The organism is Leptolyngbya sp. FACHB-60 (genome assembly GCF_014695775.1).
Classification (GTDB): domain Bacteria; phylum Cyanobacteriota; class Cyanobacteriia; order Phormidesmidales; family Phormidesmidaceae; genus Nodosilinea.
This window is the reverse complement of record NZ_JACJOX010000028.1, coordinates 118,169-131,902: the sequence shown is the minus strand read 5'-3', so window position 1 is coordinate 131,902 and position 13,734 is coordinate 118,169. Positions and strand designations below refer to the sequence as shown.

Genomic DNA, 13,734 nt, shown 5'->3' with positions numbered 1-13,734 from the left:
AGCTGGCTGGCCCGCCCCCCTTTAACCTCGACCTGGTTTACCTGAAATTTGGCTATGGCAAACTCTGACTCAAAGCGCGTTGTGGTAACTGGCATGGATGCCATTACCCCCATTGGCAACAACCTGGAGGAGTACTGGGCTGGACTAGTGGCTGGGCGCAGCGGCACGGCCCGCATTACCCACTTTGACCCATCCCAGCACGCGTCGCAAATTGCTGCGGAAGTCAAAGGGTTTGATCCAGGCGACTTTCTTGATAAGAAAGAAGTCAAGCGCATGGATCGCTTCTCCCAGTTTGCGGTGGTTGCTGGCCAGCGCGCCCTCAAGCATTCGGGTCTGACCATTACCGATCTCAATGCCGAGCAAATCGGCACCTGCATTGGTTCTGGTATTGGCGGCCTGAAGGTCTTAGAAGACCAGCAGGAGATCTATCTCAACCGGGGGCCTAGCCGTTGCAGCCCTTTTATGATTCCGATGATGATCGCCAATATGGCGGCGGGGTTAACTGCTATCCATACCGGGGCTAAGGGGCCAAGCACCTGTGCTGTCACGGCCTGTGCCGCTGGGTCTAACGCCATTGGCGACGCTTTCCGGCTGATTCAGCACGGCTACGCCCAGGCGATGATCTGCGGTGGCACCGAGGCAGCGGTGACGCCCCTGTCGGTAGCAGGCTTTGCCTCGGCCCGTGCCCTCTCGACTCGCAACGACGACCCCACCACCGCTAGCCGCCCCTTTGACAAAACCCGCGACGGTTTTGTGATTGGCGAAGGCTGTGGCATTCTCATTCTCGAAGAGCTAGAGCACGCCCTGAGCCGGGGGGCGACTATTTACGGTGAAATAGTTGGCTATGGCATGACCTGCGACGCTTATCACATGACCTCACCAGTGCCCGGTGGGGCCGGGGCGGCCCGCTGCATCCAGCTAGCTCTCAAGGATGCGAGAATTGTGCCGAGCGACATTAGCTATATCAACGCCCACGGCACCAGCACGGGTGCCAATGACCCCACCGAAACCCAGGCGATTAAAACCGCCCTGGGGGATGTGGCCTATAAGGTAGCGGTGAGTTCGACTAAGTCGATGACCGGGCACTTGCTGGGAGGCTCTGGGGGAATTGAGGCGGTGGCCACCTGTCTGGCGATCGCCAACGACATCGCTCCCCCTACCATCAACCTCCACGGCCCTGACCCCGACTGCGACCTCGACTATATTCCCAACCAGAGTCGCCCCATGCCGATTGAGGTGGCGATTTCTAACTCCTTTGGCTTTGGGGGCCACAACGTTACCTTAGTGTTTAAGAAATACCGTAGCTAGAGCTACGGATTGAATCGATTGATAAGTATAATGACCTAAAATGTGCCGTCCGGCACTTGAGCTTTGTGCCTTGCCTAGCCAGAAGGTATTGACAATCGTCTGGTTGCGGGGTCTGCTGAAAGGCAAGGCTGTGTGTGGGGTCTTGATCGATTTAGGCCGATAACTTTGTTAGCCCCTGGGCTAGTCCTAGTGCTGCGTGCTGCTGCTTCAAAAAACCGTCGTTAAGCTGTTGAACCTATGGCTGTTGCAACCCAATCCCTGGAAGAACTCTGTATTAATTCCATTCGCTTCTTAGCGATTGATGCGGTGGAAAAGGCCAAGTCTGGCCACCCCGGTCTGCCCATGGGGGCTGCGCCCATGGCCTACGTACTGTGGGATAAGTTTTTGCGGGTCAACCCCAAAAACCCCCAGTGGTTTAACCGCGATCGCTTCGTGCTGTCGGCGGGCCATGGCTGCATGCTGCAATACGCACTGCTCTACCTAAGCGGCTTTGATAGCGTGACGCTGGATGACATTAAGCAGTTCCGCCAGTGGGGTGCTCGCACCCCCGGCCACCCCGAGAACTTTGAAACCCCCGGCATCGAAGTCACCACCGGCCCTCTGGGTCAGGGCATAGCTAACGCCGTCGGCTTAGCTATGGCCGAAGCTCACCTGGCCGCTAAGTTCAACAAGCCCGACGCCACCCTGGTAGACCACTACACCTACGTCATTTTGGGCGACGGCTGCAACATGGAAGGGGTTTCCGGCGAGGCCTGCTCCCTGGCAGGGCACCTGGGCCTGGGCAAGCTAATTGCCCTCTACGACGACAACCACATCTCCATCGATGGCTCCACCGATATCTCCTTTACCGAAGATGTGAGCAAGCGCTTTGAGGCCTACGGCTGGCACGTGGAGCACGTAGAGAATGGCAATACGGATTTGGATGGCATTGCCAAGGCGATCGAAGCGGCCAAGGCCGTCACCGATCGCCCCTCGATGATCAAAGTCACTACCACCATCGGCTACGGTTCCCCCAACAAGCAAAACACCGCTGGTGTCCACGGTGCAGCCCTGGGCGGCGACGAGATCAAGCTCACCCGCGAAAACCTGGGCTGGAGCTACGGCGCATTTGAAATTCCCGAAGACGCCCTCAGCCACATGCGCAAGGCCGTCGATCGCGGGGCCAGCCTTCAAGCCGAGTGGGAAGAAACCCTTGCCACCTACCGCACCAAGTACGCCACCGAGGCCGCCGAGTTTGAGCGCATGCTCTCCGGCCAGCTTCCCGACGGCTGGGCCGACGCCCTGCCTACCTACACCCCCGAAGATAAGGCCCTAGCGACCCGCAAGAACTCTGAGGTTACCCTCAACGCTTTGGCTCCGGCTATCCCCGAGTTGATCGGTGGCTCTGCCGACCTCACCCACTCGAACCTGACCGAGCTGAAAATCTCCGGCAGCTTCCAGAAAGGGGCCTACGAAAACCGCAACCTGCGCTTTGGCGTGCGCGAGCACGGCATGGGCGCGATCTGCAACGGCATTGCCCTGCACAACTCGGGGCTGATTCCCTACTGCGCCACCTTCCTGGTGTTTGCCGATTACATGCGGGCGGCCATTCGCCTGTCGGCCCTCTCCCAGGCTGGGGTGATCTACGTCATGACCCACGACTCCATTGGTCTGGGCGAAGACGGCCCTACCCACCAGCCAGTGGAAACCATCGCCTCCCTGCGGGCCATCCCCAATCTGATCGTCATTCGCCCTGCCGACGGCACCGAAACCTCTGGGGCCTACAAGATCGCCGTGGAGCATCGCAAGACTCCCACACTGATGGCCTTTAGCCGTCAAAACCTGCCCAACCTGCCTGGTGCCTCAATCGAGGGCGTCGCCAAGGGGGCCTACACCGTCGATGACTGCGACGGCACCCCTGACCTAATCTTGATTGGCACGGGCAGCGAAGTTAGCCTCTGCGTCAATGCCGCCCAAGAACTGCGGGCCGCAGGTACCAAGGTGCGCGTAGTTTCCATGCCTTCCTGGGAACTGTTTGATATCCAAGATGCCGCCTACCAGGAGTCGGTGCTGCCCAAGGCAGTGACCAAGCGCCTGGCGGTGGAAGCGGGCATCACTATGGGCTGGTGCCGCTACGTGGGTGCCGAAGGCGATGTGATTGGCGTCGATCGCTTTGGGGCCTCTGCCCCTGGCGACCTGGTGATGGAGAAGTTTGGCTTCACAGTCGAGAACGTAGTCAGCCGAGCTAAGGCACTGCTGGGCTAAGGGTTCTCGATCGGTCTCTGCTTAGACTGACCAGCTAAAGGCCCTAGGGTTGAGCCAAAACCCTGGGGCCTTTGTTTATCTGCTCGCTCGGTTTGCCATCGCAAAAGAACGAAAATAGAAGAGCAAAAAACTAAAAAAAGACCGATAGGTTTGAATTTTTGCATTTCAGACTGTTCTAACCCAGACTCTATTTGCTATGGGCAAGGCGTTTGTAAAATCGACCGGCTGCTGAGGCCGCTAGGTGAGGTTGGGCAAAGACTACAGTATGGATTGGTGAACTAAACCCTGGGGTTGATTGACTTTGCCCTAGGGAGCAACACACCCTCTGGTGATTCCTGGAATAGTGCATTCGCTCGGTGATGGCAGGCTATGGTCAACCGCTTTAAAATTGGTACGCGCATTGGGGCCGGGTTTGCCCTGGGGCTGACCGTCTTAGCTGTACTCGGTGCAGTTGCCTACCGCACCACCACTGATCTAATCCGCAATGCCCAGCAGGAGAAGGCGTCTTACCAAATTTTGGGGTATCTCAACGACCTTGAAACCGATCTGGTCAACGCTGAAACTGGGCAACGTGGCTATTTAATTACGGGGCAGCAGCGATACCTAGAGCCCTACGAAAATGCCCTAACGGAAATCGCCAGTAACTATGAGTTGCTGCGTCAACTTACTGTAGACGATGCGGCTATCCACAGCCGTTTGGTAGATCTCAAGCCGGTAATCGACGCTAGGCTTGCCCGGCTGCGCCAAGGTATTCAACTGCGAGAGACAGATGGATTTACAGCGGCCCAAGACTTTGTTTTGACGAATGCCGGTCACGAGCTAATGCAGCAGCTCCGCGACCTGATTGCTGAATTGGAAGAGCAAGAGAGGCAGCTGCTTGAGGAGCGTGCGGCCCAGTCTCAACTGTCGGCCCAAAGAACGCTTTATACTATTTCTCTTGGTGTGCCAGCGTCGTTTGTGCTTCTGTCGCTGGTGGGATGGTGGCTATCACGCAATATTTCTAGACCGCTGCGCAACCTGTCAGATACCGCAGAACAGCTCGCTGACGGCAACCTGGCCGTTACCCTGCTGGACAGTGCCGATCAGGATGAAACCGGCATTCTAACCCGCACGTTCAACCAGATGGTGACCAACCTGCGGGAAACGATTCGCGCCAACGAAGAGCAGCGTTGGCTGAAGTCTAACTTGGCGGATTTGTCTCAGCAGTTGCAGGGTCAGCGCAGTCTCGAAACCCTGGCGGAACTGATGTTGACCTACGTGGCTACTCTGGTGGACGCGCAGCAGGGGGTGCTGTATCTGCTCGACCCTACCAGTGCCCCCCCTCGGTTAAAGCTGCTGAGCAGCTATGCCTACCAGGAGCGCAAGCACCTGTCGAACGAATTTAAACTAGGGGAAGGGCTGGTAGGCCAGTGCGCCCTAGAGAAGCAGCGCATTGTGCTGACCGAGGTACCGCAGGACTATATTCAAATTCGCTCTGGGCTGGGCTCGGCACCACCCCTCACCATTGTGGTGCTGCCCCTGATGTTTGAGAACGCGGTGAAGGGGGTGCTAGAACTGGCGTCTTTTCACCGTTTTGATGACCTACAGCTAACCTTTTTAGATGAGGCTAGCAAGTTGACGGGGGTGATGATCAACGCGATCGCCGCCTACATGCAAACCCAGAGACTGCTGGAGCGATCGCAGGTGCTGACCGAAGAACTGCGCCAGCAGCAAGAAGAGCTGTTAAAGAGCAATCAGCTGCTCGAAGAGCGCACCCAATCGCTGCAAGAGTCCGAGTTGGAGCTACAGCAGCAGCAGGAAGAATTGCAGCAGTCGAACGAAGAACTACAGCAGCTCAACGAGGAGCTAGAAGAGAAGGCCGAGCTGCTAGAAACCCAAAAGCAGCAGGTGGAGCGCAAAAACCACGAGATTGAGCGGGCTCGCCAAGAGCTAGAGGATCAGGCCAGTCAGCTGGCCCAGTCGTCGCGCTATAAGTCAGAATTTTTGGCCAACATGTCCCACGAGCTGCGGACGCCCCTGAACAGTCTGCTGATTTTAGCCAAAATGCTCGGCGACAACAGTGACGGCAATCTGACGGAGAAACAGGTTGACTATAGCCGCACGATTCACTCTGCCGGTGTAGACCTGCTCTCGCTGATCAACGACATTCTCGACATGGCCAAAATTGAGTCGGGAACTATGGAAGTAGCGATCGAATCGCTGGCCTTTACGGCGATTCAGTTCGAGCTAGAGCGCACGTTTCAGCCAACCGCCGCCAGCAAGGGGCTGGGGTTTGAAGTCGCCGTGGACAAGGGTTTGCCCACTACCCTCGCCACTGACCCCAGGCGACTACAGCAGGTGCTCAAAAACCTGATCTCCAACGCCATCAAGTTTACGGAGCACGGTCGGGTCACGGTGGATATCTTTGCGGTAGCAGAGGGTCAGGTGGCCTTTGCGGTCACCGATACCGGCATTGGCATTCTGCCGGAAAAGCAGCACACCATTTTTGGGGCGTTTCAGCAGGCCGATGGCACCACCAGCCGCCGCTACGGCGGTACTGGGCTGGGGCTGTCAATCAGCCTACAGCTGGCCCAACTACTGGGAGGCAGTCTGGAGCTGCAAAGTGAGCCTAACCAGGGCAGCACCTTTACTCTGTACCTGCCCTTACGCTACGTCGCCCCCTCGACCGATGGAGAGGTACTGCAGATCAGGGCGCAGGGTGGGAGAGATCTAACTTTCCAAGCCCGTCGCCCTGCTGCCCCTGAGCTACTGCCGGTCGCTGTCCCCAACTCCCCCATAGGGGAGTCACTTCCCCCCCTACCGGCCAACCTGGAAGACGATCGGGCGCGGCTGTTGCCTGGGGTGCAAGACTCGGCCAAGCAAGTGCTGCTGGTGATTGAGGATGACCCAAACTTTGCCCGCATTCTGTTAGATATGGCGCGGGGACAGGGGTTTAAGGTGTTGATTGCGCTCCAAGGGCAGACCGGCCTGGCCCTAGCCCAGCGGTTTGTGCCCAGCGCCATCACCCTCGATCTGCACCTGCCCGATATGGACGGTCTGACGGTGCTCGAACAGCTGAAACACAACCCCACCACTCGCCACATTCCGGTTCACATTTTGACGGTGAACGACGAGCAGCAGCAGGAATTTCAAATGGGGGCGATCGCCCATATTCAAAAGCCCGTAGCGCCAGAAATTTTGACCCAGACCCTAATCGACATCAAACAATTTGTGGAGCGCCGGGTGCGCTACCTGCTGGTGATTGAAGATGACCCGGTGCAGGCCCAGAGCATTATTGAGTTAATTGGCGGCGGCGATGTCACCAGCACCGCCGTGCACACCGGCGCTGCCGCCCTAGAGACCCTGCGCGCCCAGCCCTGCGACTGCATTGTGCTCGACCTAGGCCTGCCCGATATGAATGGCTTTGACCTGCTAGAGCAGATCAAGCAAGATCCGGCCCTGGTGCGTCTGCCGATCATTGTCTACACCGGCAAAGACCTAACCGAAGCCGAGGAGACCCAGCTGCGCCGACTAGCCGAAACCATCATCGTTAAAGACGTGCGATCGCCCGAGCGGCTGCTGGATGAAACGGCACTATTTCTGCACCGGGTGCAGGCCAATCTGCCGCCGACTCAGCAGCAAATGCTAGAGCGATTGCAGCACAGCGATCCAGCCTTGGCAGGCAAAAAAGTGTTGATCATCGACGATGACGTGCGCAATATTTTTGCCCTCACCAGCCTGCTAGAGCAGTACGACATGACCGTGGTGTTTGCCGAGAACGGGCGCGAAGGCATCGAAACCCTGCGCGCCAACGCTGATGTCGGCCTCGTGTTGATGGATGTGATGATGCCCGAGCTAGACGGCTACGAAACCACTCGGCTGATTCGTAAACAGGAGCAGTATCGATCGCTGCCAATCATTGCCCTAACCGCTAAAGCCATGCAGGGCGATCGCGAAAAGTGCATCGAAGCCGGTGCCTCAGACTACATTACTAAACCTGTCGATACCGAGCAGCTGTTAACGCTGCTGCGCCTGTGGCTATACCAGTAGCGGCGACCAAAATCCTCCCTTTGACGTACAACTTAAGAGAAAAATTGCGTGACAATAGAACAGGCTTTTGACCAGTCCAAGAGACTCATTGGGGCTCAGATTGGCGCACCGTTGACAACGGATTTCAACTAGTAATTTGAACGGGCTATGGGGTGCTGGCGACGATTTTGAAACCAGACGATTTGGACGTTCACTTGCTTATTGAAGGGCTATATCATCGGTATGGCTACGATTTTCGTAATTATGCTGCCGCCTCCCTCAAGCGTCGCATTCAAAGCTTTCTTAAAACTGAAAAAATCGCCACCGTAGCCGAGCTGCAAGCCCAGGTGCTGACCGATCGCGCCTGTGCCGAGCGGCTGCTGCTGGGGCTAACGGTCAATACTACGGCCATGTTTCGCGACCCAAGCTTCTACGTGGCCTTTCGGCAGCAGGTGGTGCCGCTCTTGCGCACCTATCCTTTTTTTCGCATTTGGCATGCGGGCTGTTCGACTGGGCAGGAGGTCTACTCCATGGCCATTTTGCTGCAAGAGGAAGGGCTTTACCACCGCTGCCGCATCTACGCCACCGACGCCAACGACCGAGTTTTGCAAATTGCTCGGCAGGGCATCTATCCTTACAAGCAAATGCAGGACTATACTCAGCTGTACTTAAAAGCTGGTGGCCAGCGCACGTTTTCGGAATACTATACGGCCAAGTATGACAATGTAATTTTGCGGCCTGCCCTGCGGGAACGGGTGGTTTTTGGTGAACACAATTTGGTCACCGATGGCTCGTTTAATGAGTTCAATGTGATCATCTGTCGCAATGTACTGATTTACTTCAATCAAACCCTGCAAAACCAGGTTCATGGGCTGTTTTATAACAGCCTATGCAAGTTTGGCATTCTCGGTTTGGGCAAGCAGGAAACCATTCGATTTACGAAGTATGAAATGGTCTACGACGATTTAGCAAAGGCTGAAAAGCTGTATAGGAGGCGCAATTAGTGGCCTATGACCTGATCGTAATTGGCACCTCCCTAGGCGGATTGTCAGCTCTAAAAACTTTGCTTGGCGCTCTCCCTCAAGATTTTTCTGCGGCGCTGGCCGTTGTGCAACATCGCCACCGCGAGTCTGATCAGGGTTTAGGTAAGTTTTTACAACAGTTTACGGTTCTTCCAGTGCATGAAGTTGAAGATAAAGAACGCATTCAGCCGGGGCATGTTTATCTGGCCCCGGCTGACTATCATTTGCTGGTAGAATACGGGTATTTTTCTCTGTCTGTTGATGAGCCAGTTTCCTACGCGCGCCCGTCGATTGATGTGCTGCTAGAGTCGGCCGCTGACAGTTATAACGAACGTGTGATTGGTGTGATTTTGACCGGAGCTAACCAAGATGGCGTGAAGGGACTATCAACCCTGAAGGCGCGGGGCGGGGTCGCGATTGTGCAAGACCCAGACACGGCGGAGAGCCCGGTGCTGCCGAGGGCGGCGATCGCTGCGATCGCCGTCGATGCCGTGCTGCCCCTCCCGCAGATTGCGGCCCGCTTGATTCACCTCTGCGCCGCGAGGGGCTAGTGATGCAAACCGAGCCGTCAGTCAACATTCTACTCGTCGATGACCAACCCGAAAACCTGGTGGCCCTAGAGGCTATTTTGGGCGAGTTGGGGGCCAATTTAGTCAAATCAACCTCGGGAGAGGAGGCGCTGCGCTGTTTGCTGCAAGACGACTTTGCCGTGGTTTTGCTGGATGTGCAAATGCCTCAGATGGATGGTTTTGAGGTGGCCACGTTAATTCGCCATCGCCAGCGATCGCGCGATACCCCAATTATTTTTCTCACCGCTTTTAGCAGCAACGAACAATTTATGTTTAAGGGCTATGCCCTGGGGGCCGTAGATTACTTAATTAAGCCGATTGCGGCCAATATTTTGTTGTCAAAGGTAGCCATTTTTATTGAGCTATTTAAAAAGACTGAAGCCCTACGGCAAAAAACAGAAATCTTGCAGCGGCAGGCCAACCAGTTAGAAGCGATTAATACTGAGCTGCAAATGAGTGAAGAGCGGTTTCGACTGCTCAGCACCTGTTCCCCGCTGGGGGTGTTTGTTACCGATACTGAAGGCCGCTGCGTCTACACAAATCCCCGCTATCAGTCCATTTGTAACTCGACCGAGGCCATCTCTGAGCGGAACTGGCTGGGCTCTGTGCATCCCGACGACTCAGCGATCGCTCAATCGACCTGGCATGCCTTCATGGCCGACGGGCAGGAATATTCCCAAGAGTTTCGGGTTCAGGCAGGAGATGATGTCTCCCGCTGGGTTTCAGTTCGCTCGGCGCGCCTGGTGTCGGAGCAAAAGCAGTTTCTCGGCTACGTGGGCACCGTTGAAGACATTACCGAGCGCAAGCAGGCCGAGGCGGCCAACGCCCAGGTGATTCGCGAACAGGTGGCCCGCCAGGAAGCAGAGACGGCCAACCGGATGAAGGACGAGTTTATTGCGGTGCTGTCCCACGAGCTACGGACCCCGCTAAATTCGATTTTGGGCTGGTCGCACCTGCTGCGATCGCGCAATTTAGATCCGCAAAAGACGGAGTATGCGATCGCCACCATCGAGCGCAACGCCGTTGCCCAAAAACAGCTGATTGAAGACATTCTCGACGTGTCCCAGATTGTGCGGGGTAAGCTCCAGCTCCACTGTCAACCGCTAAATCTGGCGGCGATCGCCCAGTCGGCGTTAGAGACGGTGCGACCCGCAGCAGAGGCTAAGGCGATCGCCCTAGTGGACAATGTTCAAGACACTCCCCGCTTAGAGATTGTCGGAGATGCCCTGCGGTTGCAGCAGGTAGTCTGGAACTTGCTCACCAACGCGATCAAATTTACCCCTCAGCAGGGGCGGATAGACCTGCATCTCTCGGTGATGACCGAGCTGCCCGAGGCCCTGGCGACTTCCCCTGAGGCCTATGAGCCGGGCTATGCTCAGCTGCGCATCAGCGACACCGGCATGGGCATTGACATCGACTTTCTGCCCTACATTTTTGATCGGTTCCGCCAGGCTGACAGCAGTACTACCCGCGCCCAGGGAGGGTTGGGCCTGGGGCTAGCGATCGTTTATTACTTGGTAGAGCAGCACCAGGGCTACGTCTGGGCCGAAAGCCCTGGCGTAAATCAAGGCACCACCTTTACCGTGGCCCTGCCGCTGGTGCCCTTCCCCTCTGACCCTGTGCCTGCTTCCTTCTCTGACAATAAACCCGCCGAGATCGGGCCGCGCGCCCTGGTGAATGTGCCCATTTTGATCGTTGACGACGACGACGACACCCGCGACTATTTAACGTTTCTGCTGGAGTCCCAGGGGGCGATTGTCACGGCGGCGGCCACGGCGGGGGAAGGGTTTCAGCTGCTCAGCTCAACCCAACCGGCGCTGCTGCTGTGCGATATCAGCATGCCCGATATGGATGGCTACACTCTGATGCAAAAAATTAGAACGCAGCTGCCCGCACCCCAGGCTCAGATTCCGGCGATCGCCATTACCGCCCACGCCCGCGTTTCTGACCAGACCCACGCCCTGGCTACCGGGTTTCAGCAGCATGTGCCTAAGCCGGTGGAGGCGGAAGTGCTCATTCAAACGATTCTTCAAGTGGCCGGTTTAAAGGCATCCTAGCTGCTCGACCGAACCCTGCCCCCTTGCCAGAAGGGCTAAACCTTGGTACATCTGTGCCATGTCTTCAGGCCGCACCCACGATCGCATTACTCTCTGGACCCTACCCCTGGTGGTGTTGGCTGCCTTTCGCGTCACCCTCAGCGGTCAGCTGACCGCCGTAGTCTGCCTGGGTTTTTTGCTGGGCGGCTGGATGCTCGGCCCCGATCTCGACATTCACTCGGTGCAGTACAAGCGCTGGGGCTGGCTGCGGTGGATTTGGCTCCCCTACCGAGGTCGCATTCGCCACCGATCGCACTGGTCTCACGGGCCGATCATTGGCACCGTAGTGCGGGTGCTCTACCTGTCGCTTTGGCTGAGCGGCGGCGGGCTGCTGCTCGTCAATCTGCTCAACAGCGCCCAGCGCACCGCCCTTTCCTGGAGCGACCTGATCGACGGGCTGGGCTGGGCATTGGTCACCTACTGGCCCTGGTGGCTGGCCCTGGTGGTGGGGTTAGAACTGGGTGCTCTGAGTCATTACGTCACCGACTGGATATCCTCAGCGTCTAAGGGTAAGCGGGGGCGATCTAAGAAGAAGCGACGACGGTAGCGGAGCGATGGGTAAATGGCAAAATACTAGCTAGTTTTGAGGTTTGAGCTTTGAATGCTTTCCATACACCAAACATTCAAAGCTTAAAACTAAGCACTCAAAACTGTCTCATACCCATCATCTACCCTTCCACCGGCGGTGACTTCTCCCAGCGATCGCCCTCAACTACCGTATGCACGTGCCACTGGGGGCTGGGCTGGGGATAGTCTCGGCGAAAGTGGCCGCCCCGGCTCTCAGTGCGAAAGGCAGCGCTGTTGAGAATCAGCCATGCAATGTCGTAGAGGTTGCCCAACTCGCCCCAGGCGCGCACGGCGGGCCAGTCTAGCGTCTCGGGTAGCGAATAGATGGAGTCTGGAGATAGCTGATGGAGAACCTGCCAGGGGTGCTGCTGCCACTCGGTGCGCCACTGGCTTAGGGCGGCGATCGCCCCCTCTAACCGCACCTGCTCGCGGCTAATCGCCGCCGCATCCCACATCAGCTGGGTCAGCTGCTCTCGCTGTTGATGAATCGTTGCCAGTGCGTCTTCGGCAGTGTTGTGGGGCCACAGGGCGGCCTCATCCAGAGGTGAAACTGCTGAGGCCGCTCTCAGGTCAAAATCGCTGTCCGCTTGTAGGGGCAGGTTGGCCAATTCAGCACCGTAGACCAGGCATTCCAGCAGAGAGTTGCTGGCCAAACGGTTGGCCCCATGCACCCCGGTGCTGGCGTTTTCGCCCACGGCATAGAGGCCCGGAATCGTGGTTTGACTGCTGAGATCTGTCGTGATACCGCCCATCCAGTAGTGGGCAGCAGGCGAAACCGGCACCGGGTCGGTGAGGGGGTCGCAGCCCCAGGCGCGACACACCTGCAAAATATTGGGAAAGCGATACTGCAAGCGATCGCGGGGAATGGGCCGCATGTCGAGCCACACGCGGCTGTCTCCCGTCTTTTGCAGATGGTGAAAAATGGCGCGGCTGACCACATCGCGCGGGGCTAGCTCACCGTCAGGATGGTATTCGAAGGCGAAGCGATAGCCCTGGCGATCGACCAGGTGCGCGCCCTCTCCCCGCACCGCTTCGCTGATTAAGAACGGCGGTGCCCCCGGTTCCGCTAAGGACGTGGGGTGAAACTGAACAAATTCTAAATCGCGCAGCTGGGCTCCGGCCCGCCAGGCCATGGCCACGCCATCGCCCGTGCTGGCGGCGGGGTTAGTAGTCTGGGCATAAACCTGGCCGCCACCACCCGTAGCCAGCACCGTGGCCTGGGCCGACAGCCACTGAAGCTGCTGACTGTGGGCCACCAGTGCGCCACGGCAGCGGCCTTCGACCATCCACAAGTCGAGGGCAAAGGCGCTTTCAAACACCGTAATGTTGGGCCGCTGGAGCACCGCCTCCGCCAAAATCGACACGATCGCCCGTCCGGTAGTGTCGGCGGCGTGGAGCACGCGGCGGCGGGAGTGAGCGGCCTCTAGGGTCATGGCCAGCTGGCCTTCGGTGCGATCGAAGGCAACCCCCAGATCTACCAGGCGCTGAATACAGGGGGCGGCCTTGCTAGCCAGGTGCTCTACCGCCGGAGCATCGCACAGCCCGGCCCCGGCCACCAGGGTGTCGGCCACGTGAAGCGAGACGGCATCGTCTACGCCAATGGCGGCGGCAATGCCCCCCTGGGCCCAGTCGCTGGCAGAAATTGACAGGGTGTCTTTGGTCACCAGGCCAATGCGCCACTGGGGCGGAATCGATAGTGCCGAGTAAAGCCCGGCGGCGCCCCCCCCAATCACCAGCACGTCGAAATGCTGATTTAGGGGGGGTGCAAGTGGCGACAAATCAGGCTGGGTCAAAGACGACTCCCAAGAATGATTCAAACATTAGGGTGCTAAAAACCCTGGCTAATCAGCGTTGACCTTGGGCCAACCTGACCAACCAGGGCTACTAAGGACGGCTAAGCCGAACAGCGGGATGGCCCGC

Annotated in this window: 8 protein-coding genes; 7 read left to right on the top strand and 1 reads right to left on the bottom strand. The window is 57.6% G+C overall.

The genetic code is table 11. From position 1 onward, the window contains the following. The first annotated feature begins 54 nt into the window (after positions 1-54). The 7 genes from fabF (at position 55) to H6F57_RS11695 (ending at position 11,794) form a co-directional block, all read left to right on the top strand. A complete protein-coding gene (fabF, locus tag H6F57_RS11725; RefSeq protein WP_190629747.1) occupies positions 55-1,308 on the top strand; it encodes a beta-ketoacyl-ACP synthase II in 1,254 nt (417 codons plus the stop codon). 237 nt (positions 1,309-1,545) lie between these two features. Then, on the top strand, positions 1,546-3,552 hold the full coding sequence (gene tkt / locus H6F57_RS11720; protein ID WP_190629749.1) for a transketolase: 2,007 nt from the start codon (positions 1,546-1,548) through the stop codon (positions 3,550-3,552). 369 nt (positions 3,553-3,921) lie between these two features. Then, complete coding sequence (locus H6F57_RS11715; RefSeq protein WP_190629751.1) at positions 3,922-7,581, top strand: response regulator; 3,660 nt, start codon at positions 3,922-3,924, stop codon at positions 7,579-7,581. Between the two features lie 167 nt (positions 7,582-7,748). Then, complete coding sequence (locus H6F57_RS11710) at positions 7,749-8,564, top strand: protein-glutamate O-methyltransferase CheR (RefSeq protein WP_190629753.1); 816 nt, start codon at positions 7,749-7,751, stop codon at positions 8,562-8,564. Further along, complete coding sequence (locus H6F57_RS11705) at positions 8,564-9,133, top strand: chemotaxis protein CheB (protein ID WP_190629754.1); 570 nt, start codon at positions 8,564-8,566, stop codon at positions 9,131-9,133. The genes H6F57_RS11710 and H6F57_RS11705 overlap by 1 nt, the downstream gene beginning before the upstream one ends. A 2-nt stretch (positions 9,134-9,135) precedes the next feature. Next, on the top strand, positions 9,136-11,208 hold the full coding sequence (locus H6F57_RS11700; protein WP_190629756.1) for a response regulator: 2,073 nt from the start codon (positions 9,136-9,138) through the stop codon (positions 11,206-11,208). A 58-nt stretch (positions 11,209-11,266) separates the two neighbouring features. Further along, on the top strand, positions 11,267-11,794 hold the full coding sequence (locus H6F57_RS11695) for a metal-binding protein (protein WP_190629758.1): 528 nt from the start codon (positions 11,267-11,269) through the stop codon (positions 11,792-11,794). Positions 11,795-11,915: 121 nt separating this feature from the next. Here the strand turns inward: H6F57_RS11695 and nadB are convergent, their stop codons facing one another. Beyond that, positions 11,916-13,607, bottom strand: a complete 1,692-nt coding sequence (gene nadB, locus H6F57_RS11690) for an L-aspartate oxidase (RefSeq protein ID WP_190629760.1) — start codon at positions 13,605-13,607, stop codon at positions 11,916-11,918. Positions 13,608-13,734 lie beyond the last annotated feature (127 nt).

Bases quoted from the DNA above. Each gene is read 5' to 3' on its own strand.
- fabF (WP_190629747.1), top strand. From the start codon at position 55: ATGGCAAACTCTGACTCAAAGCGCGTTGTGGTAACTGGCATGGATGCC.
- tkt (WP_190629749.1), top strand. From the start codon at position 1,546: ATGGCTGTTGCAACCCAATCCCTGGAAGAACTCTGTATTAATTCCATT.
- H6F57_RS11695 (WP_190629758.1), top strand. From the start codon at position 11,267: ATGTCTTCAGGCCGCACCCACGATCGCATTACTCTCTGGACCCTACCC.
- H6F57_RS11700 (WP_190629756.1), top strand. From the start codon at position 9,136: ATGCAAACCGAGCCGTCAGTCAACATTCTACTCGTCGATGACCAACCC.
- H6F57_RS11715 (WP_190629751.1), top strand. From the start codon at position 3,922: ATGGTCAACCGCTTTAAAATTGGTACGCGCATTGGGGCCGGGTTTGCC.